This window comes from Proteus sp. GOKU (genome assembly GCF_015475555.1).
GTDB classification, from domain to species: Bacteria; Pseudomonadota; Gammaproteobacteria; order Enterobacterales; family Enterobacteriaceae; genus Proteus; species Proteus mirabilis_B.
In genome coordinates, this window is sequence record NZ_CP034105.1 from 1687349 (window position 1) to 1708901 (window position 21553).

Sequence of the window (21553 nt, forward strand, 5' to 3'; positions counted from 1 at the left end):
CGAGCGATGTTTATACTATGACAATAACACTTTAATTAAATCAATAAAGTATAAAGCTAAAAAACGGGATGATTATCCCGTTTTTGCTAAGATAAAGAATATTATCAGGCGCTAGCGGGTTTTGTTTGTCGCTTTATTTTTGCCAATTTAATCTGATTACAGAGTAGCGCAATAATAAAGAACACAGCTTGCGTTAGCACAATACATGGGCCTGTTGCTCCATCAATATGGAAACTAATAAATGTTCCTATAACGCTAGAGGCAACAGAAAATACAATTGCTAACATAATCATGCGTGAAAAACTGCGTGTTAATAAATACGCGGTGATCCCCGGTGAAATAAGCATGGCGACAACTAAAATAATCCCAACAGCCTGCATTGAGGCAACGATGGTTAATGCCAAAATAGACAATAATCCATAGTGTAATAATGTGACAGGTAAACCGACAATTCTTGCTTGGTTAGGATCGAAGCAATAAAGCATAAAATCTTTTTGCTTAACCAGCATAATAGTGATGGTGATTGCACAGATAATACTAATTTGAGTTAATACATCCGGTGTAATGCCTAAAATATTACCAAATAAAATATGCATTAAATGTTGGTCGGTATCGACACTGGCAAAAATGACCAAACCTACTGCAAACATGCCAGAGAATACAATTCCCATCACGGTGTCTTCTTTAATACGACTATGATCCTTTAAATAACCCGTGGCAAAAGAACAAAATAGTCCAGAAAGAAATGCACCTACGGTTAATGGGATTGCGGTGACGTAAGCAAGAACGACTCCAGGTAAGACGGCGTGAGAGATAGCATCCCCCATTAAAGACCAGCCTTTTAATACCATATAACAAGATAAAATAGCGCAGGCGATACCTATAATAATGGCTGCAATAATAGCGCGTTGCATAAAAGGATATTGAAAAGGCTCAATGAAAAATTCCATCAACTCATTCATAGTTTCACCTCTTCTTGTTTTGTTGATCCTTTATGCTGATGAGATTGCGTGATCAACTGTTGTGAACTCTGACGAGCACGACGGCGAGCAGCTAACATGCCGTGTTTAGGTGCAAATAAGAAAGCCAACAAAAAGAGTGATGTTTGCATTGTGACAATCACGCCACCTGTTGCACCATTAAAGAAATAGCTAAGATAAGCACCTACTGCACTTGTTATTGTGCCAATACAGATAGCAATAATTGCAAGTCGTTTAAATTGGTCTGTGAGTAAATAAGCTGTTGCTCCGGGGGTTACTACCATAGCAATGACAAGAATGGCACCAACAGTTTGAAGAGCTGCAACAGTACATGCGCTCAAAAGAGTAAAAAAGATAATTTTTAATTTTAGTGGTGATAAGCCGATTGATTTTGCATGAACTTCATCAAAGAAAACCACCAGCAAGTCTTTCCAGATACAAAATAAAACTAAGAAAGAGACACCTGTAATAATCACAACTTGCCATACATCTTCATCAGCAATACCTAAAATATTTCCGAGAATGATGGTCTGAACGTTGACGGCTGTCGGTTTAAGCGAAACCAGCAACAGACCAAAGGCAAAAAAAGTGGAGAAAATAAAGCCGATAACGGCATCTTCACGAAGGCGTGTGATATGACGAATAAATGTCATTGATAATGCAGCGAGCAAACCCGTAAAAAAGGCACCGACTGCATAAGGCAAACCTAATATATAAGCCCCTGCAACACCGGGAACAACTGAGTGGGAAAGGGCATCTCCCATTAACGACCAACCTTTCAAAATTAGATAGGATGAAAGAAAAGCGCAGACAGCACCCACTAAGGCACTTACCCAAATCGCTTTCACCATATAGTTATATTCAAAAGGTTGTAGGAGTAAATCTAGCATGGCTAATCTCCCTGTTTGCGCTGGCTTTGGTGCGCTGGAGTGTGTTCTTCTTGATGACCATAGAAGACGGCAGCACGTTCATCATCAGTAATGACAGTGAGTGAGCGTGGATCGTCATCATCATGAAGATCAGAACCCGATAGGCTGATGTGGCGTAATACACCACCGAATGCGTGTTCTAAGTTTTTCTGTGTAAATGTTGTTTCAGTTGGACCACTGTCTAACACGGTTCTATTGATCAAAATAACGTGGTCACAAAACTCAGGAACACTACCCAAATTATGCGTTGAGACTAAAACTAAGTGGCCTTCTTCGCGTAAATTGCGTAAAAGCTCGATGATGGCATTTTCTGTTTTAACATCGACACCAGTAAACGGTTCATCAAGTAATAAAACAGTACCTTCTTGAGCCATTGCTCGTGCTAAGAAAACACGTTTTTTCTGACCACCTGAAAGCTCACCAATTTGGCGATGTCCTAAACCTGACAAGCCAACGCGTTCTAATGATGCTGCAACAACTTCATGATCGCGTTTTGAAGGAATACGAAAAAAGCCCATTTTTCCATAACGTCCCATCATCACAACATCAGAAACGAGGACGGGAAAATTCCAGTCAACTTCTTCTGTTTGCGGAACATAGGCGATCATATTTTGTTTTAATGCCTGTTGGATCGGGCTATCGTTTAATGTCACTTTACCTTTAGAGGGCTTTACCAGCCCCATAATGGTTTTAAATAGTGTGGATTTACCACTGCCATTGATGCCCACTAGGGCACAAATAGTGCCACCAGTGATAGAGAAGCTTGCATCAAAAATAGCCGTATGACCGTTATTGTAAGTAACCGTGGCATTATCAACAGTTAATGTAGGATTAGCTTTTACATTGCTCATTGCCCAAATCCTTTCGCAATTGTATCTACTGTAATAGTAATTAAATCAATATAAGTAGGAACCTCTCCACCTTCAGCGGAAAGTGAGTCAACATAAAGAACACCACCGTATTTTGCGCCAGTCTCTTTGCTGACTTGTTTAGCGGGTTTATCTGAAATTGTACTTTCGCTAAAGACAACAGGGATCTTGTGTTCTCTAACTGTATCAATCACATATTTAACCTGTTGTGGTGTGCCTTGTTCTTCGGCATTAATTGGCCATAAATAAACTTCTTTAAAGCCATAGTCATTGGTTAAATAGCTGAATGCACCTTCACTGGTTACTAACCAACGCTCTTCTTGTGGGATACGAGATAATCTTTCTCTTAATGGTGCATCAAGTTGTTTAATTTTTTCTGCGTAATTTGCCGCATTTTGATTATAAATAGCTGCATTGTCGGGATCATGTTCAACAAGCGCTTTGCGAATATTTTCAATATAGATTAATGCATTATTCGGTGACATCCATGCGTGTGGATTAGGATTGTTTTTGTAAGCGCCTTCACTGATTGCCATTGGTGTGATGCCTTCAGTGACAACAACAGCAGGTACGTTACGTAATTCATTAAAAAAGCGTTCAAACCAACGTTCAAGGTTTAAACCATTCCATAAGATAAGATCTGCTTTTTGAGCTTTTACAATATCTTTAGGAGTGGGTTGGTAATCGTGAATTTCAGCGCCGGGTTTTGTGATTGATTCAACAATCGCAGCATCTCCAGCTACATTTTGAGCGATATCTTGAATAATAGTAAATGTGGTGACAACTTTTAGTTTATCTTTTGCTTGTGCAGGTGCTGTTAAAAATACGGATGCCATAAGGCATAAAGCTGTAAGTGAAAGTTTGTGTACAGAGCGAAATATATCCATATTATTATTGCCTTATAGTTGCAGAGTTATTTTCTCAATTGATAATGATTATCAATATCATTTCAAAAAAGTCAAGTTATCTCTGTGTAAAAAGCTTCATTTGATAACGACTAGAAATAAGATAACAACATGTATTCCAATAAATGTTAAGTAGATTGTCGGTTTTTGTCACAAAAATTAACAATAGTTCGTAACTATTTGTGTAAAAGGTGATTTATATTATTAGTAAAAGCTCACTTTTCTCCATTAAGCTAATGATTATTATGTTTCTATACTTTTTATCGTTATCTATAAACGCCACTCTTATATTGTATTAATGCGTATTATTCGTTTGAAAGGAGTTCTCTAAATTTATTACAAATATTCTGATTGAGCGATTTTATGAGGAAAACAGGAAATAGGATGGATTTGAGATAAAACGCACACACTAGAAGTAGTAATAGATTGATTTATTTCTCGCGCTTTGCCATATTTTAGCATGCATTTTTATGTGAAAATAGAATAATATATCCACAACCCATTGATATATAAATATGTCTTGTACAACCCTTTATGCAAAAGGATAAAACGTGAAAGTAAAAATCATCTTTTCTTTGGCAATTTTGCTTCTTGCTGGTTGTGCTGATCATGCTCGTCAACCTATTCAAAAAGAAACATCACGCTTTTTAAGCCAAAAACCAGTGAATAACCGCGTTAATAATGCTTCAATCTCAACGGCACAATGGAAATCAACACCTTTTGATAACCATATACAGCAAGCATCAAACCGTTACGATGTCGATGAAACATTAATTAAGGCGATTATCCAAGTTGAGTCAAACTTTAGACCTGAAGTTATTAGCAAATCAAATGCAGTTGGATTAATGCAAATTAAAGCATCAACTGCGGGAAGAGATGTTTACCAAAATAGGGGTAAAGCAGGGCAACCAACAACAGCTCAATTAAAAGATCCCGCTATTAATATCGATTTAGGTACAGCTTATATTCAATTATTAAGAGAACGCCACCTTGTTGGTATTGCCGATCCTGAAACACTTTATTACGCCACTATCCTTGCTTATGTGAATGGCGCTGGTGCTTTATTAAGAACATTTGATAAAGATAGAAATAATGCTATCGCTAAAATTAATTCAATGAGTGCGGATGATTTTTATCGTTATGTCGAAAAAAATCATCCGGCTTCTCAAGCGCCGCGCTATTTAGCAAAAGTGAGAGCGGCTTACCATGCGGGCGATAATTAATCTGGCAAATTAGCGGCTGCTTGAGCCTGTTTTAATAAAGCAGGCAAATCAGCAATAATTTCAAGAACACCGTTGATCATAAATTGAACGCCCATACAGATTAATAAAAATCCCATTACGCGAGAAATAGCGTCAATACCACTGTGGCCTAAATACTTCATAATGCTGGTGGAGCCACGAAGTGATACCCAAACGATAACGCTAATTAAAAAGAAGGTTGTCACAGGGGCGATATATAATACCCATTGTGCAATATCAGTACGTGATGGGATTGACGCTGCTGTACTGATTATCATTGCAATCGTTCCGGGACCTGCTGTACTTGGCATTGCTAAAGGAACAAAGGCAATATTAGGCTCTTTGGGATTACGATGTGGATTGTTATCGTCTGAAATAGGATCATCGACATTAGGTGTATTTGGAAACAACATACTAAAGCCAATAAAGGCAACTATCATTCCGCCTGCAATACGAAGGCCGGGGATAGAAATACCAAAGGTTGTCATTATGATCCGCCCCGCATAGAACGCGATGGTCATAATGACGAAAATATATACACACGCCATTAACGATTGCTGATTACGTTGTTCCTTTGTCATATTGCCTGAAAGGCCAAGCCAAAGAGCAACAGTCGTTAATGGATTAGTTAAAGGCAAAAGCAAAATAAGACCAAGACCGATAGCCTGAAAAAACTGGTAAACAGAGTGCATGGAATATAAAAGCTCCCAATAACAGGTAATTAAGGAGTAATTATGATAACAAATTAAACGAGATAAAAGTTATTTTCCTCATAATATTCTTAATGTGTATTAGTATTTTTTCATAAGCCATTCTAAGTGCACTTTTACTGCCCCCCAGTCATAATCAGTAATGCTATAAACGCAAGTATCTCTTTTTTGACCATCTGTTGTTAATCTATGATTACGCAAAATACCATCCAGCTTTGCACCAAGTCGCTCAATCGCTCTACGGCTAGTCTGATTTAATATATGAGTGCGAAATTCAACAGCAATACATTGCAAGTCTTCTAAGGCATATTTAAGTAAAAGATATTTAGCTTCTGTGTTTATTCCGGTTCTTTGTGCTTCTTTGGCATACCATGTTGAACCAATTTCTAATCTTGGTGTTTGATTATCAATATTCATAAAGGTTGTTATGCCAACCACACGGTTATTAGCTTTAGAAATAATGGAAAAAGGCAACATTACCCCTTTTTGTTGTAACTGAAGCTTATGCTCAATATCGCGTTGTAATTCTGTTACTGAAGGAACGGTGGTATACCAAAGTTCATCGGGTCTATCTTTTTCAATTAGCTCATAAAGTTCGGAATAATGTTCCATGCTAAGAGGTACTAAACGTACAAGTTTTCCTTCCAGTGTTGTCCACTCTGTTATCTTTTTCATAATAAATATTCTCTGGGGTTGTTAATAACAATGCGTTTCTTAAGAATACTTTTTATACATAACAAATTTATGAATTGATATGGTTATTTAAACGGTTATTAAAAAGTAGGCAAAATTCAGAATGATGAAAATAGAGAAAAGAATGTGAGTGATTCTTTCTCAACAGAGAATGACTGCCTTACCACAGGTGAGCAAGCATAATGCGTGTTAATCTATAATCCAGTAATAGTGATATAACAGAAAACACAATAGATTGGTAAAAAGATGACAGATTTAATTGAATGGGACGATTTTCTACGTGTAGAAATGAGAGTAGGAACGATTATTAGCGCAGAAATAAATAAGAAAGCTAATAAACCTGCTTATGTTATGGAAGTCGATTTGGGCGAATTAGGTATAAAGCGTTCAAGTGCTCAAATTACGGTAAATTATACACCCGAAGAACTTGTCGGCCGTCGTATTTTATGTGTATGTAATTTCCCAGTTAAACGCATTGCAGGTATAAAATCTGAAGTTTTAATTACAGGGGCACCTGATGAAACGGGAGCAATTGTATTGGCTGAGTTTAACTTACCTTTACCAAATGGTTCTCGTCTGGCCTAAATAAGTATCTTGATAAGACACTCTTAAATAGTGATGTTCTGCTGAGTTTTGATATAGTAATTATTCAATAGCAGGATAGATATAAAGGAGTGTCTTTTGTTATTACCTCAATTGCATTTGCGATGTTATACACAAGAGACGGTATCTCATCAGCATGATAATTTATGGCAGATTATTTTTGGGCTTTCGGGTTCGATGGAAGTCAATTTCAATCGAGAAGACTTTCTGATTTCTAATCAAAACTGCTTGATTATCCCTCCAACTATTCATCATGCCTTTTCAGGCAATATAGATAATAAAAATCTTATTCTAGAACTTCCTGCAACCTCGCAATGGCAATTAAGTGAGAAAGGTGGGCAATTTGCATTGTCACCGGCAGCGATTGGGTTATTAGAATGGCTACATCAATACCCTCAACCCCCAGATCAATACTCCACGATCACGCGCTTATTACTCGCTCAAATGGAAATACAAAAAGGTTGGCGCGATAGTTTGGATACTTGGCTAGTGAATAAATTACATACACCATTAACAACACATGATATTGCTTTAGCTTTTAATACATCAGCGAGTACATTACAGCGAAAAATGAAAGCAGAAGTGGGAGTGTCTGTGATGCAATATGTCACTCAACAGCGACTTAGCAAAGCCGCTGAATTATTAAAATACACATCAGTAAATATTGAAAATATTGCCCTAGCAGTTGGGTATGACTCGCACTCTGCATTTAGTCAGGCATTTCGCCAATGCTTTAATAAAAGTCCTACTGAGTATCGGCAGGATTAAGCCATTACACCACTTTATTTTCTGTCGAATAAACACGAGGACATAATTTATCGAAAACGAGCGTAAATAAATAGGTATAGATAAAGAAGAACACTAATATAGTGACTTCCATACTTATCGCTTTGATAAAACCTACATTATACCACCACATATAAAGTGGAATGGTAAAGAAGAACAGACCTAATTCAAAACTTATTGCATGGGTAAGTCGTACCATGACTGTGCGTTTTTTGATCTTTAATTTCGACTCAATTAATTCAAAGAAAGAATTGAAAATATAATTCCAAATCAGAGCAATAACAGAAACAGCGATTGCAACGGGAAGTGAATTATGTGATTGGCTTTGGCTTAATATTGCCAGTAAAACAGTGCTTAATAAAATGGCAAGAGTTTCGAAGGTAATAGCATAAACCAACTTACGAGGGCGGGGCTTTAGATAAAACACGTTATACACCTTTATGTTAACAATGAAAGTTCTGGCCCGCCCCAGAGAATGTTATTTTTAAAGCCACGGTTTCCGCTTAATTGATACTGATGGTAATAAAATCCTATAAAAAAGGCAAAGTTTGTCTATAAAGGGTAGGGAAATAGCCTTTGATTAATATCAGAGGCTATTTTTATAGATAAGAAGATTAAGCGTTTTGTTTTAGAAATTTCTTTGTCATTCCTTGGCTTTTAGGAGCAACGGGTTGATAACCTAATTTTTCATAAAACTCAGGTTTATCTGCAATCATCGAAACATAAGAGTCTTCAAACGTGGCGGAAGCCAGATAATCATCAATGTACTTCATTATCTGTCGGCCAAGACCTTGTCCTTGATAATGAGGATCTACGGCAATATCCACGACTTCAAAGTTACAAGCACCATCACCAACCACACGTCCCATAGCAACTAATATTTTGTTATAACGTATTGAAATAGCATATAAACTGTTTGGAAGCGCAATGCTGGCAGTTTTTACTGATCGTGGAGATAAACCAGCCTTTAGGCGCATAGTACAATATTCTTCAACAGTAGGTACACTTTCGTGGATAACAAATTTCATAATAGGGCTCTTTTTTGCAAGTGAATATGTTGACTTAAAGATACTGTATAAAAATACAGTTTTCAAGGTCGATAGAGATAGACAAAAAATTATTATGAAAAAAATAATAAAAACCTAAAAATACATTAAATGATAATAAATACGAGGAAGAACACAGATAACTGAGAAAAAATGTAATATTACTATTACCAGTATTAGAGTAATTAAAAATTAGATATACAGCTAAGTATATTTACATGAAAATAAGGATATTTATGAGTGGTGAAATCGCGTTGATTATTCTTGGAATTATCTTTATCGGAATGGCTATTCTATATTTGATGCCTGTTTATTATTTCTTTGTCATTAAATCGTCATTTAAATTTATTCAGCCACCATTAAAAAAATCAGTTTTGATATCGTTGGCCATAATTTTTTTTAATATCCTTTTTTACTCTAATAAAAATTTAATACCAATTAGTGAACTCAATGTTATAGAGAGTAACGAACATAGGTTTATCTTTCTAGGACTGTTCTATTTTTGTCTTCCTTTTTTTTATCTTCACATCTTTAGAAAACGAAATCCTAAAATAAGAGGATATTGGATAGCTTTTACATTGTCATTTTTAGCTTATAACGCAAATTATTTACCACAAAAAATGATGGGAGATAGAGAAAACAAGATTATCTCTTATTTGCAAAAAGGTAACATAAAAGCTTTGGAGACCGTGTGGGGAGGACGATGTCCTAATAGTTATAGTATTCAATTTGAATTTTTTAATAACAAAGAACTAATAAAAACATTTGATAGAAAATCACTTTTATTTTTAACTGAGTGTTTTAAAAAAAGTAACCAGAGTATTACTTATAACGGAGAGTCTATGACAGATAATTATCCGTTATTCTATAATGAATTTTCATGGGCAGAATGGCATGAAAATATTATTGAATTATTTGTCAGTAAAGAGTTTTATGATACGTTACGAGAAAATGATAAGAAAGAGATTGCTAAGGCTATTTCAAGAACCTTGCAAGGTGATCTAAATTATGAAGGTGACTTTGAAAATTATACTAAAAAAATAGATTATGTTTTTCAACAACAGCCAGAATTCAAATCTTATATCGTTTTTGATAAGAGTGAATTTGAACTCGCACTGAGAAATTCCTATCTAAAATATGCTCACTACCTCAGAAAACACCTTGATGTAAATGATCCCACAGTTAAATTAGGATTAGCAATTATTGATGATGATGTTGAATATGTCATTCGTGTTGCAAAGCAAGAACCTAAATTATTTACTCAAATTATCGCGGATAGTACAGCATTAAAGTCATGTGAAGATGGTGACAGACCTTTTGACATGAATATTTTTATATTTAGTTCAGGTAGTAAAGAACTAGTTACATCATTATTAGATAATAACCTTGTCAATATTACGGATTACCAATGTATAGGTTATAACTATTTAGCAGGTAATCTAGGCAGAGAAAAAACATGTTATAGTTATCTGCTTAGATTCCTCGATTACAATTACATAATTAAAAATAAAGAAGATAAAAAAGAATTAGAAAAAAGGATATCAAGCCAAGTAACACAATGTGATGCGTGAAATTTTATTATGGTTTCTATTTCGTTTTTTGAGGAAACACAAGCAGATAAAGGCATATGATCTTACTGTCTGTGATAGTGTTCTCCTGAGTTGCGGTAAGGTATTCAAGAATGAAAAAGATATTAAATACGCCATGAAGAGCCAGTTTTTGAGAAGGGCGTTGATCCATCAAGGATGGATGGGACTAAAACTAGAGTGAGAATAAGTATATTTACTTAATATAAAATAAGGATACTTATGAGTGGTGAAATTGCTGTTTTCATAATGGCTGTCTTTTTTATTGCAATGGCCATTTTGTATTTAGCCCCCGTTTATTATTTTTTTGTTGTTATATCAGCATTAAAATATATCCAGCCTCCACTAAAAAAATCCATCTTGTTCTCTTTGATTTTAATACTAATTAATATAGCTTTCTATTTTAATGCCACTTTAGTTTCAAAGGGAGAGCTTGCTCTTATTAAGAACAATGATCCTCAATTTATTTTTCTAGGTCTGTTATTTTTCTGTCTCCCATTTATTTATCTTCATATCGTCAGAAAAAGAAACCCTAAAATAGTGGGCTATTGGATAGCCTTCACATTGTCATTCTTAGCTTATAACTCATATTATTTTCCACAAAAAATGATAGGAGATAAAAAAGAGAGAGTTATTCAGCTGTTACAAAGAGGTGATTTAGAAGCATTGGATAAAGTTTGGAAAGGGCGTTGTCCTGATCCTTATAGCATTGAAGTGGAATTTTTTTATAACACAGATTTGATAAAAACATTTGATAAAAAATCACTCTGGTTTTTAACTGAATGTGTAAAACAAAATAAGAAGAAAGGATCTCTTTATCTATATTATAAACCGACTAACTATCCGCTGTTTGATAGAGAGTTTTCAATAGCAGAATGGAATGAAAATGTTGTTGATTTATTTATCGATAAAGAATTTTATAGCACTCTTCCAGAAGAAGAGAAAAAAGAACTTGGCGATACCATAATACAAACTTTTCAAGAAGGATTAATGTATACAGGCTCCTTTGATGATTATGCGAAAAAGATTGACTATATTCTTCAACAGCGTCCTGAATTTAAAAACTATATTAATTTTGATCGAAAAGAGTTTATATACGCACTAAGAAATCACCGATTAAATTATGCTCAATATCTTAAAAAACATCTCGATAAGAATGATCCTTTTATTAAATTAGGTTTTGCAATCATTGAAGATGACATTAAATATGTTGTTGATGAAGGAAAAAAAAATCCTGAACTCTTTACTCAAATTCTTATGGATACATCAACATTATCTGCATCTGGTTGTGATAAAGGGGTTATGCCTTTTGATATAAATACCTTTATTTTTAGTAATGGAAGTAAGAACTTAATTCTAGCGCTGCTGGATAATAATCTAGTAAATACAAGTAATTATAAATGCAAAGGATATAATTATTTGGCTGATGAACGTGGCAAAGAAAAAACCTGCTTTAGCTATTTACTTCGACATCTTGAATATAATCATGCCATCAAAAATAGAGATGATAAAAAAGAGATAGAGAAACGAGTATCGAGTCAATTAATACAATGTGATGAGTGAGATTTTTTTGTCGTTTCTATTTCGTGTTTTCTTGGGGAAATATAGGCAGATAAATGTATAAATCTTTACTGTCTGTGATAATATCCCCCCTGAGTTGCGATAAGGCTCAGTGATGCTATGGCTATTCATAAAATGAATATGCGTACATAACTGTGTGCAAACCTCGCGAGGTAAAGTGAGAACTTGTCGTAACGTACTGAATATAGATGAAATAAAAAGCTTACAAGTGATCTTGCGTGAGGGTCACCACTGTAAATAAGGATTTTAAATGCCAATTATTACTCTTCCTGACGGAAGCCAACGTCAATTTGAAAATGCAGTTTCTGTCATGGATGTCGCTGCAGATATCGGTCCTGGACTTGCGAAAGCATGTATTGCAGGCCGTGTTAATGGTGAGCTGGTGGATGCTTGTGAATTAATCGAACATGATGCAAATCTGGCGATTATCACCGCAAAAGATGATGAAGGTCTTGAGATTATTCGTCACTCTTGTGCCCACTTACTGGGACATGCAATTAAACAATTATGGCCAAACACCAAAATGGCGATTGGTCCTGTTATTGAAAATGGATTCTACTACGATGTGGATTTAGACCATTCTCTAACACAGGAAGATTTAGACACTCTAGAAAAACGCATGCTAGAGTTGGCGAAAACAGATTATGACGTTATTAAAAAACGCGTAAGCTGGGCTGAAGCTCGTGAAACATTTGTTTCTCGTGGTGAAGACTATAAAGTTGCTATTCTTGACGAAAATATTAGCCAAGACTCTCAACCTGGTCTTTATCATCACCAAGAATATGTTGATATGTGCCGTGGACCACACGTTCCAAATATGCGTTTCTGTCATAACTTTAAATTGCAGAAAATCGCAGGTGCATATTGGCGTGGTAACAGCGACAATAAAATGCTACAACGCATTTATGGTACAGCTTGGGCTGATAAGAAACAGTTAAAAGCTTACTTAGATCGCTTAGAAGAAGCCGCTAAACGTGACCACCGTAAAATTGGTAAACAGCTTGATTTATATCATATGCAAGAAGAAGCGCCGGGTATGGCTTTCTGGCATAATGATGGCTGGACTATTTTCCGTGAGTTAGAAACATTTGTACGTTGTAAATTAAAAGAATATGATTACCAAGAAGTAAAAGGTCCATTTATGATGGATCGTGTTCTTTGGGAAAAAACAGGTCACTGGGAAAACTACAAAGAAAACATGTTCACAACATCTTCAGAGAACCGTGAATATTGTATTAAACCAATGAACTGCCCAGGTCACGTACAAATCTTCAAACAAGGTTTACGTTCTTACCGTGATTTGCCATTACGTATGGCTGAATTCGGTAGCTGCCATCGTAATGAACCATCAGGCGCATTACATGGTTTAATGCGTGTTCGTGGCTTTACACAAGACGATGCGCACATCTTCTGTACTGAAGAACAAATTTTAAGTGAAGTAAATGACTGCATCAAATTGATTTATGATGTATATTCTACTTTCGGATTTGAAAAAATCGTTGTTAAGCTGTCTACTCGCCCAGAAAAACGTATCGGTGAAGATGCATTATGGGATGTTGCTGAAGCAGACTTAGCAAAAGCCTTAACTGATAACAATATTGAATTTGAATATCAGCCAGGCGAAGGGGCGTTTTATGGCCCTAAAATTGAATTTACACTTTACGATTGTTTAGATCGTGCATGGCAGTGTGGTACAGTACAATTAGACTTCTCACTACCAGGTCGTTTAGGCGCATCTTATGTTGCCGAAAACAACGAGCGTAAAGTACCTGTTATGTTACACCGAGCAGTGCTAGGATCCTTAGAACGTTTTATTGGTATTCTGACAGAAGAATACGCAGGATTCTTCCCAACTTGGTTAGCACCACAGCAGGTTGTCGTGATGAATATCACGGATGGACAGGCTGATTATGTACAAAAACTCGTCAAAGAATTGCAAGATGCCGGAATTCGTGCAAAAGCAGACTTGAGAAATGAGAAGATTGGCTTTAAAATTCGTGAACATACTTTACGTCGTGTTCCGTACATGCTTGTCTGTGGCGATAAAGAAGTTGAATCAGGCAAAGTGGCGGTTCGTACTCGTCGAGGAAAAGACCTTGGCAGTATCGACGTTAACGAATTTAAAGAAAAGCTTCTGCAAGAAATTAGAAGCAGAAGTCTTCATCAGTTGGAGGAATAAGGTATTAAAGGCGGAAAAAGAATTCAATCAACGCGTCAGAATCGCATCAATGGTGAGATTCGCGCTCATGAAGTTCGTTTAACAGGTTTAGATGGCGAACAGATTGGAGTTGTTAGTCTGAAAGAGGCTCTTGAGAAAGCCGAGGAAGCAGGTGCTGATTTAGTTGAAATTAGTCCTAATGCCGAGCCGCCGGTTTGTCGTATTATGGACTACGGCAAATTCCTCTATGAGAAAAGTAAGACTCTCAAAGAACAGAAAAAGAAACAAAAAGTTATTCAGGTTAAGGAAGTTAAATTCCGTCCTGGTACAGATGAAGGCGACTATCAGGTCAAACTACGCAACCTGATTCGTTTTCTTGAAGATGGCGATAAAGCCAAAGTCACACTGCGTTTCCGTGGTCGTGAAATGGCACACCAACAAATCGGTATGGAAATGCTTAACCGTATCCGTGAAGATTTGGATGAACTGGCTGCTGTTGAATCTTTCCCTAATAAGATTGAAGGGCGTCAGATGATCATGGTGTTAGCGCCGAAGAAGAAATAGTCGGGCAATTCAAGTAATAGCGTCAGCCTTTAGAGGCTGATTGCTATTCGCCTTATTATTTTATGTTATTAACAATGCGAAGTGGATTATAGAAATGCCAAAGATTAAAACAGTACGCGGCGCAGCTAAGCGCTTTAAAAAAACTGCTGGTGGTGGCTTCAAGCGCAAGCATGCTAACCTCCGTCACATTCTGACTAAAAAATCAACTAAGCGTAAACGTCATTTACGTCCAAAAGGCATGGTCTCTAAAGGAGATTTAGGTCTGGTCGTAGCTTGCTTACCATACGCATAAGTATCACTTTTTTAACAGAATATAGACATTTAGGAGTTTAATATGGCTCGTGCTAAACGTGGTGTTATCGCCCGTGCTCGTCACAAGAAAATTTTAAAGCAAGCTAAAGGTTATTACGGTGCACGTTCACGTGTATATCGTGTAGCTTTCCAGGCTGTAATCAAAGCTGGTCAATATGCGTACCGTGACCGTCGTCAGAAAAAACGTCAGTTCCGTCAGCTGTGGATCGCGCGTATCAACGCAGCAGCTCGTCAGAACGGTATGTCTTATAGCCGTTTCATCAATGGTCTGAAAAAAGCATCCATTGAAATCGACCGTAAGATTCTGGCTGACATCGCTGTATTCGACAAAGTAGCATTCGCTGCTTTAGTTGAAAAAGCGAAAGGTGCTCTGGCTTAATTATTTATTAAGCAATGGAAGAGGGAGTTTTCTCCCTCTTTTATTTTGTCTAAATTTGTGGCTTAATGATATAAATTCAATAAGTTAATATTTTAAGAGACATTATCAATGTTAAATATCGCTTTTTTCCGTTTCTTTTTTTACTTTAGCGCCTAATTCAAGGGGGCTTTTGCGCGTAAGAAAAGAAACGAAAAGTAGCGCCTGAGCCTCCAATATGGAGGCTTTTTTGTTTTCAGATCCCAATACTGGGTTAGAAACCAAAAAGGGCAATTTTATTCGTCATCATTGATAACAACTAATAGACCTCATCAGGTCAAAGGAAGAGGAAACGATGCCACATCTCGCTGAACTCGTTGCTCAAGCTAAAGCAGCTATCGAAGAGGCACAGGATGTTGCTGCGCTGGATTCGGTTCGTGTTGAATACTTGGGGAAAAAAGGTCATTTAACGCTTCAGATGTCCACGCTGCGCGACTTACCCGCGGAAGATCGTCCAGCTGCAGGGGCTGTCATTAATCAGGCTAAACAAGAGGTTCAGCAAGCGCTGAATACTCGTAAAGATTATCTTGAATCAGCACTATTAAACGAACGTTTATCTGCTGAGAAAATCGATGTGTCTTTGCCTGGTCGCCGTATTGAAAACGGTGGTCTACACCCAGTAACTCGTACAATTGAACGTATTGAAACTTTCTTTGGCGAATTAGGGTTTTCTGTAGAATCTGGCCCTGAAATTGAAGATGATTATCATAACTTTGATGCGTTGAATATTCCTGCACATCACCCAGCAAGAGCTGACCACGATACTTTCTGGTTTGATGCAAAACGTTTACTGCGTACACAAACATCCGGTGTGCAAATTCGTACCATGCAAGATAAACAGCCACCTATTCGCATCATCGCTCCAGGTCGCGTATATCGTAATGACTACGATCAGACTCACACACCAATGTTCCACCAAATTGAAGGCTTAATTGTTGATAAAGACATTAGCTTTACCAATTTAAAAGGAACACTACACGATTTCCTGAAAAACTTTTTTGAAGAAGATATGGAAATTCGTTTCCGTCCTTCTTATTTCCCATTCACAGAACCTTCCGCAGAAGTCGATGTAATGGGTAAGAATGGTAAATGGTTAGAAGTGTTGGGTTGCGGTATGGTTCACCCAAATGTATTACGTAATGTAGGTATCGATCCTGAAGTTTATTCAGGTTTTGCGTTCGGTATGGGTATGGAACGTCTGACTATGTTACGTTACGGTGTCACTGACTTGCGTTCATTCTTCGAAAACGATCTTCGTTTCCTCAAACAGTTTAAATAAGGTGGGATTATCTCATGAAATTCAGTGAACTTTGGTTACGTGAGTGGGTAAACCCAGCGATTAGTAGCGAAGCGCTTTCTGAACAACTGACAATGGCTGGCCTTGAAGTTGACGGTGTTGAAGCTGTTGCCGGCGATTTTCACGGTGTGTTTGTAGGTGAAGTTGTTGAGTGTGGGCAACACCCTAATGCCGATAAATTACGTGTAACAAAAGTTAACGTAGGCGGTGATAGATTACTTGATATCGTTTGTGGTGCACCTAACTGCCGTCAAGGACTAAAAGTTGCGGTTGCAACAGTTGGCGCTGTATTACCAGGCGATTTCAAAATTAAAGCAGCAAAACTGCGTGGCGAACCGTCCGAAGGTATGCTGTGCTCATTTTCTGAATTAGCAATTTCAGAAAATCATGAAGGTATTATTGAATTACCTGCTGATGCACCTATTGGCATGGATATTCGTGAATATTTAAAATTAAATGATAATGCGATTGAAATTAGCATTACACCAAACCGTGCTGATTGCTTAGGTATTTTAGGTGTTGCTCGTGATATCGCTGTTATCAACAAAATGGAATGCCGAGTACCTGATATGTCGCCTGTTGCGGCAACATCATCAGCAACATTCCCTGTACGTGTTGAAGCACCAGAAGCATGTCCACGTTATTTAGGTCGTGTTTTCACCAATATGAATGTGAAAGCAAAAACACCTTTATGGATGCAAGAAAAGTTACGCCGTGGTGGCATTCGTTCTATTGACCCAATTGTTGATATTACCAACTTAATTCTACTTGAAATGGGTCAACCGCTACACGCATTCGATCTTGATCGCGTTGAAGGTGCTGTTGTTGTTCGTATGGGTAAAGAAGGTGAGAAACTGACTTTACTTGATGGCAATGAAATCACATTAAAAGATGATGTATTAGTTATTGCTGATGAAAAACAAGCATTGGGTATGGCTGGTATTTTCGGTGGTGAATCATCGGGTGTTAATGAAGATACGAAAAATGTCTTCTTAGAGTGTGCATTCTTCTCTCCATTATCCATCACAGGCCGCGCACGTCGTTATGGCTTACATACTGATGCTTCTCATCGTTTTGAGCGTGGCGTTGATTCTGAGCTGCAATACAACGCAATTGAGCGTGCAACTAAATTACTGCTAGAAATTTGCGGTGGTGAAGTTGGTGAAGTGATTGATGTAACCAATAAAGCACATTTACCAAATATTGCACCAGTCAAACTAACACGTAAAAAATTAGACCGTTTATTAGGTCACGTGATTGATGATGCACAAGTTCTGGACTCATTAACCCGCCTAGGTTTCAAAGTTTCTGTTGAAAATGACGGCTGGTTAGCAACAGTTCCTTCATGGCGTTTCGATGTTCAAATCGAAGAAGATCTAATTGAAGAAGTTGCTCGTATTTATGGCTACAACAATATTCCAGATGTACCATTACGCGCTGATTTAGTGATGACCAATCATCGCGAAGCAAACTTATCATTAAAACGCGTTAAAACAATGCTAGTAGACAATGGCTTCCAAGAAGCAATTACTTATAGTTTTGTTGATCCTAAGATCCAATCTTTATTACATCCAAATGAAGAAGCATTAATTCTGCCTAATCCAATTTCAGCGGATATGTCAGCAATGAGACTGTCTCTATTAACCGGATTATTGACTACAACTGTATATAATCAGAACCGTCAACAATCTAGAGTTAGGTTATTTGAAGCAGGTCTGCGTTTTGTTCCTGATAATCAAGCAGAATATGGAATACGTCAGGAACTTATGTTAGCTGGTGTGATCGCGGGCAACCGTTATGAAGAACATTGGAGTTTAGATAAGCAAACTGTTGATTTCTTTGATTTGAAAGGTAATATTGAATCAATTCTGGAATTGACAGGCCAGCTAGATGAAATTACATTTAAACCAGCTAGTCATTCAGCGCTTCATCCGGGACAAAGTGCTGGGATTTATCTGAGAAATGAATATATTGGCTGTATTGGCGTTGTTCATCCAGAGCTTGAACGTAAACTTGACTTAAACGGTCGTACGGTAGTATTCGAAATACGTTGGAATGCAATTGCAAATCGCAGTTTACCACAAGCAAAAGCAATTTCTCGTTACCCTTCGAATCGTAGAGATATCGCTGTAGTTGTTCCGAATGATGTTGCTGCAGAAGATATTTTAGCCGAATGTAAGAAAGTTGGCGGAAATCAAATAGTTGGCATAAACTTATTTGACGTGTATTGTGGTAAGGGAGTAGCAGAGGGCTATAAAAGCCTCGCTATTAGCATAATCTTGCAGGATATCGAGCATACACTGGAAGAAGATGAGATTGCTGCAACAGTGAGTAACTGTGTAGCAGCATTGAAACAGCGATTCCAAGCATCCTTGAGGGACTAGACCTATGGCGCTTACAAAAGCTGAAATGGCAGAAAATCTGTTTGAAAAACTTGGTGTTAGCAAACGCGATGCAAAAGACCTTGTAGAATCCTTTTTTGAGGAAGTGCGTCGTTCTCTTGAAAATGGGGAACAGGTGAAGCTGTCTGGATTCGGAAACTTTGACCTGCGTGATAAAAATCAGCGCCCAGGTCGTAATCCGAAAACTGGGGAAGACATTCCTATTACAGCTCGCCGTGTTGTTACTTTCCGCCCTGGACAAAAGTTAAAAAGCCGGGTTGAAAGCGCAACACCAAAAGAATAAGATTTAAAAACATCCAAAACGGCTTTCTTTGAAAGCCGTTTTTTTATCGCTTTTATTTGTATCTGATTTTGATGATAGTCGTATTGGGATGTTTATATTTATCAATATAGTCTGAATAGATATTTCTATTTGGACGGTATATTTTTATTTTCTAATTATCTTTCCTTTTTATTCTCACTTCTTATTTTGACTCTTCCTTTTTATCTCTTATTTACATCAATACTGAGAGAGTTAATCCTAGTTTTTTCTTCATTATTAGAGACAAACTTGCATGTTCTCAATTTAGTTTTTCATCATTGAGTGTGAACATGTTATGTTGCTAAAAAATGACTTTATAAATAAAAATAGTAAAAACCGTTGTTGCATGGATAGGGAACGAAATGAATAAAGAAGTTAATCCTCTGATTAAATTTACCAAGAAACAAAGCATTGGCGACAGAAAAAAACTGTTTCTAATGGCACTAGTATTATGTTTCTTATTTGTTTTTTCCCTCTCTGTCGGTGAGATTTCGTTATTCCCACATCAATGGTTAACAGATGAAGCCTATTTATTTGTTTGGCAGATCCGTTTACCCAGAATACTTGCTGTCGTGACTGTTGGTGCAAGTTTGGCAATTGCGGGTGCTATTATGCAGGCTTTGTTCCAAAATCCACTTGCAGAGCCTGGGTTATTAGGAGTAAGCAGTGGTGCGGGAGTGTGTGTTGTATTACTTATTGTTTTACAAATAGGTTTAAGCTCTTGGTTAATAAGTAGTGCGGCGATATTTGGTGCATTAGGAATTACTATTTTATTAATGTTTTTTACTCGAATTAAAAAGCTGTCTAATGCTCAGTTATTATTAATTGGTGTGGCATTAGGCGTTATGGCGAGTGCAATAATGACTTGGTTGGTTTACTTCAGCTCAGCTTTGGATTTAAGGCAATTAATGTATTGGCTGATGGGGAGTTTTAGCGGTATTGATTGGCGTCATCAAATCTTATTTTGGGCTCTTATGCCTATTCTCTTGATCCTTATTCTACAAGCTGATGTTCTTAATTATTTATCTTTAGGTTCGTTTAGAGCAAAACAATTAGGCATATCCGTTAATCAATGGCGAAATTGGTTTATTTTAGCCGTTGGGTTATTGATAGGGCTGAGCGTTGCTTTAGCGGGGGCTATCAGTTTTGTAGGGCTTGTTGTACCGCATTTATTAAGATTATCTGGGCTAACCCATTATAAAACGTTACTACCCGCGTGTGCGCTTGCTGGTGGCGTATTGTTATTGCTTGCTGATCTGCTATCTCGCTTGATTTTAAATGGTGCAGAAGTTCCGATAGGTGTGATTACAGCAACGCTTGGTGCACCTTTATTTATTTGGTTATTGGCAACCAAAGAGATGGGGCGTTTGTAATATGGCGTTACTTAAACTTAATAATTTAAGTGTTGATGATCGACTTAACGCATTTACAGAGCAAGTAAGTTATGGCGAACGTATCCACTTAATTGGTGCTAATGGCGCAGGAAAAAGTACGCTTTTAATGGCGATAGCAGGAGAGTTTTCGTTTAGTGGAGAAATCATTCTAAACGAAACTTCAATAAGACATTATAAATATGATGATCTTTCTAGAATGCAGAGCATTGTTATACAACAATTGGAAGCTTTGTCATTTATGCCTGTTTTTCATTATCTCTCGCTATATCATAAATTGTCGAAAATGGATATTCAGCAGTTAAATATGCTGTTAAGTGATTTTAAAATTGACAAGTTATTGTCAAAAAATATTCATCATTTATCGGGAGGCGAATGGCAGAGGGTCAGAATTGTTGGCGCATTTATCCAATTATGGTCAAGTTATGATTTAAAAGGGAAATTAATGTTACTTGATGAACCAACTAATAATTTAGATGTCGTACAGTTGGCGATTTTGGACAAGTGGGTTGATAAGTTTTGCCAACAAGGTGGCGCCGTTATTATGAGTACGCATAATTTGAATCATTCCTATCAAAAAGCAGACAGAGTTTGGCTCATAAAAAATGGATATTTGGTTAATTCTGGCGCATCTGCACTCTTATTGGACGAAAAATTATTATCAACTACATTTAATACAAATATCAAGTGCATCAATGATGTTGATCATATTGATTGGCAGGTTTTGCAATAATATGACTGTTGTTAAGCTTATCCCCAAGTAATTATTAAGGTTTTTTTAATG

23 protein-coding genes and 1 other annotated feature are annotated in these 21553 nt (G+C 37.0%); of the genes, 15 read left to right on the forward strand and 8 right to left on the reverse strand.

Going from position 1 to position 21553, the window contains the following annotated elements:
* Positions 1-104 precede the first annotated feature (104 nt).
* From EHE21_RS07835 to EHE21_RS07850, 4 genes are read right to left on the reverse strand one after another with little or no spacing between them, the layout of a single operon-like run.
* A complete protein-coding gene (locus EHE21_RS07835) occupies positions 105-962 on the reverse strand; it encodes a metal ABC transporter permease (RefSeq protein WP_194952341.1) in 858 nt (285 codons plus the stop codon).
* Positions 959-1870, reverse strand: coding sequence for a metal ABC transporter permease (locus EHE21_RS07840; protein ID WP_194952342.1), 912 nt, complete (start codon positions 1868-1870; stop codon positions 959-961). The genes EHE21_RS07835 and EHE21_RS07840 overlap by 4 nt, the downstream gene beginning before the upstream one ends.
* Positions 1871-1872: 2 nt before the next feature.
* Positions 1873-2760 carry a manganese/iron ABC transporter ATP-binding protein gene (locus EHE21_RS07845; protein ID WP_194952343.1) on the reverse strand — a complete coding sequence of 296 codons (888 nt, stop codon included), beginning with the start codon at positions 2758-2760 and terminating at the stop codon, positions 1873-1875.
* Entirely contained in the window at positions 2757-3614 is an 858-nt protein-coding gene (locus tag EHE21_RS07850) for a metal ABC transporter substrate-binding protein (RefSeq protein ID WP_228766776.1), read from the reverse strand. Before EHE21_RS07850 ends, EHE21_RS07845 begins: the two co-directional genes overlap by 4 nt.
* 620 nt (positions 3615-4234) lie before the next feature.
* Between EHE21_RS07850 and EHE21_RS07855 the strand changes: the two genes are divergently transcribed.
* Entirely contained in the window at positions 4235-4906 is a 672-nt protein-coding gene (locus EHE21_RS07855) for a transglycosylase SLT domain-containing protein (protein WP_088495793.1), read from the forward strand.
* Here the strand turns inward: EHE21_RS07855 and EHE21_RS07860 are convergent.
* The gene (locus EHE21_RS07860) at positions 4903-5616 is read right to left on the reverse strand and encodes a MarC family NAAT transporter (RefSeq protein WP_194952345.1); all 714 of its coding nucleotides are present in this window, start codon (positions 5614-5616) and stop codon (positions 4903-4905) included. The two genes, EHE21_RS07855 and EHE21_RS07860, sit on opposite strands and share 4 nt — an antisense overlap.
* 99 nt (positions 5617-5715) lie before the next feature.
* Positions 5716-6309 carry a GNAT family N-acetyltransferase gene (locus tag EHE21_RS07865; RefSeq protein ID WP_194952346.1) on the reverse strand — a complete coding sequence of 198 codons (594 nt, stop codon included), beginning with the start codon at positions 6307-6309 and terminating at the stop codon, positions 5716-5718.
* Between the two features lie 264 nt (positions 6310-6573).
* Between EHE21_RS07865 and EHE21_RS07870 the strand changes: the two genes are divergently transcribed.
* Positions 6574-6912: a tRNA-binding protein gene (locus EHE21_RS07870; protein ID WP_088495790.1), complete on the forward strand. Its 339-nt coding sequence runs from the start codon at positions 6574-6576 to the stop codon at positions 6910-6912.
* Between the two features lie 96 nt (positions 6913-7008).
* Positions 7009-7698 carry an AraC family transcriptional regulator gene (locus EHE21_RS07875; RefSeq protein ID WP_194952347.1) on the forward strand — a complete coding sequence of 230 codons (690 nt, stop codon included), beginning with the start codon at positions 7009-7011 and terminating at the stop codon, positions 7696-7698.
* A 4-nt stretch (positions 7699-7702) separates the two neighbouring features.
* Here the strand turns inward: EHE21_RS07875 and EHE21_RS07880 are convergent, their stop codons facing one another.
* Positions 7703-8143, reverse strand: coding sequence for a PACE efflux transporter (locus tag EHE21_RS07880; protein ID WP_194952348.1), 441 nt, complete (start codon positions 8141-8143; stop codon positions 7703-7705).
* A gap of 187 nt (positions 8144-8330) precedes the next feature.
* Positions 8331-8744 carry a GNAT family N-acetyltransferase gene (locus tag EHE21_RS07885; RefSeq protein WP_194952349.1) on the reverse strand — a complete coding sequence of 138 codons (414 nt, stop codon included), beginning with the start codon at positions 8742-8744 and terminating at the stop codon, positions 8331-8333.
* Positions 8745-8998: 254 nt separating this feature from the next.
* Here EHE21_RS07885 and EHE21_RS07890 point away from each other — a divergent pair, with 254 nt between their 5' ends.
* From EHE21_RS07890 to EHE21_RS07945, 12 genes are all read left to right on the forward strand, one after another.
* Positions 8999-10333: a hypothetical protein gene (locus EHE21_RS07890; RefSeq protein ID WP_194952350.1), complete on the forward strand. Its 1335-nt coding sequence runs from the start codon at positions 8999-9001 to the stop codon at positions 10331-10333.
* Between the two features lie 237 nt (positions 10334-10570).
* Positions 10571-11911, forward strand: a complete 1341-nt coding sequence (locus EHE21_RS07895) for a hypothetical protein (RefSeq protein WP_194952351.1) — start codon at positions 10571-10573, stop codon at positions 11909-11911.
* Positions 11912-12179: 268 nt separating this feature from the next.
* Positions 12180-14108, forward strand: a complete 1929-nt coding sequence (thrS, locus tag EHE21_RS07900; protein WP_100158092.1) for a threonine--tRNA ligase — start codon at positions 12180-12182, stop codon at positions 14106-14108.
* Positions 14109-14111: 3 nt separating this feature from the next.
* Positions 14112-14651: a translation initiation factor IF-3 gene (infC, locus tag EHE21_RS07905; protein ID WP_036937410.1), complete on the forward strand. Its 540-nt coding sequence runs from the start codon at positions 14112-14114 to the stop codon at positions 14649-14651.
* A gap of 94 nt (positions 14652-14745) precedes the next feature.
* Positions 14746-14943 carry a 50S ribosomal protein L35 gene (rpmI, locus tag EHE21_RS07910; protein WP_004263702.1) on the forward strand — a complete coding sequence of 66 codons (198 nt, stop codon included), beginning with the start codon at positions 14746-14748 and terminating at the stop codon, positions 14941-14943.
* Between the two features lie 42 nt (positions 14944-14985).
* Complete coding sequence (gene rplT / locus EHE21_RS07915) at positions 14986-15342, forward strand: 50S ribosomal protein L20 (protein ID WP_006537111.1); 357 nt, start codon at positions 14986-14988, stop codon at positions 15340-15342.
* Between the two features lie 107 nt (positions 15343-15449).
* Positions 15450-15573, forward strand: a sequence feature (Phe leader region).
* Positions 15451-15498, forward strand: a complete 48-nt coding sequence (pheM, locus tag EHE21_RS19040) for a pheST operon leader peptide PheM (RefSeq protein WP_120655563.1) — start codon at positions 15451-15453, stop codon at positions 15496-15498. Its footprint overlaps the feature before it by 48 nt.
* A 100-nt stretch (positions 15574-15673) precedes the next feature.
* Entirely contained in the window at positions 15674-16657 is a 984-nt protein-coding gene (pheS, locus tag EHE21_RS07925; RefSeq protein ID WP_023582383.1) for a phenylalanine--tRNA ligase subunit alpha, read from the forward strand.
* A gap of 14 nt (positions 16658-16671) precedes the next feature.
* Positions 16672-19059 carry a phenylalanine--tRNA ligase subunit beta gene (gene pheT, locus EHE21_RS07930; protein WP_194952352.1) on the forward strand — a complete coding sequence of 796 codons (2388 nt, stop codon included), beginning with the start codon at positions 16672-16674 and terminating at the stop codon, positions 19057-19059.
* Between the two features lie 4 nt (positions 19060-19063).
* A complete protein-coding gene (gene ihfA / locus EHE21_RS07935; RefSeq protein ID WP_023582381.1) occupies positions 19064-19360 on the forward strand; it encodes an integration host factor subunit alpha in 297 nt (98 codons plus the stop codon).
* 380 nt (positions 19361-19740) lie between these two features.
* Positions 19741-20751, forward strand: a complete 1011-nt coding sequence (gene btuC / locus EHE21_RS07940) for a vitamin B12 ABC transporter permease BtuC (RefSeq protein ID WP_194952353.1) — start codon at positions 19741-19743, stop codon at positions 20749-20751.
* Position 20752: 1 nt separating this feature from the next.
* Positions 20753-21502 (forward strand): ATP-binding cassette domain-containing protein, encoded by a 750-nt coding sequence (locus tag EHE21_RS07945; protein WP_194952354.1) that lies wholly within the window; start codon positions 20753-20755, stop codon positions 21500-21502.
* Positions 21503-21553: the final 51 nt, after the last annotated feature.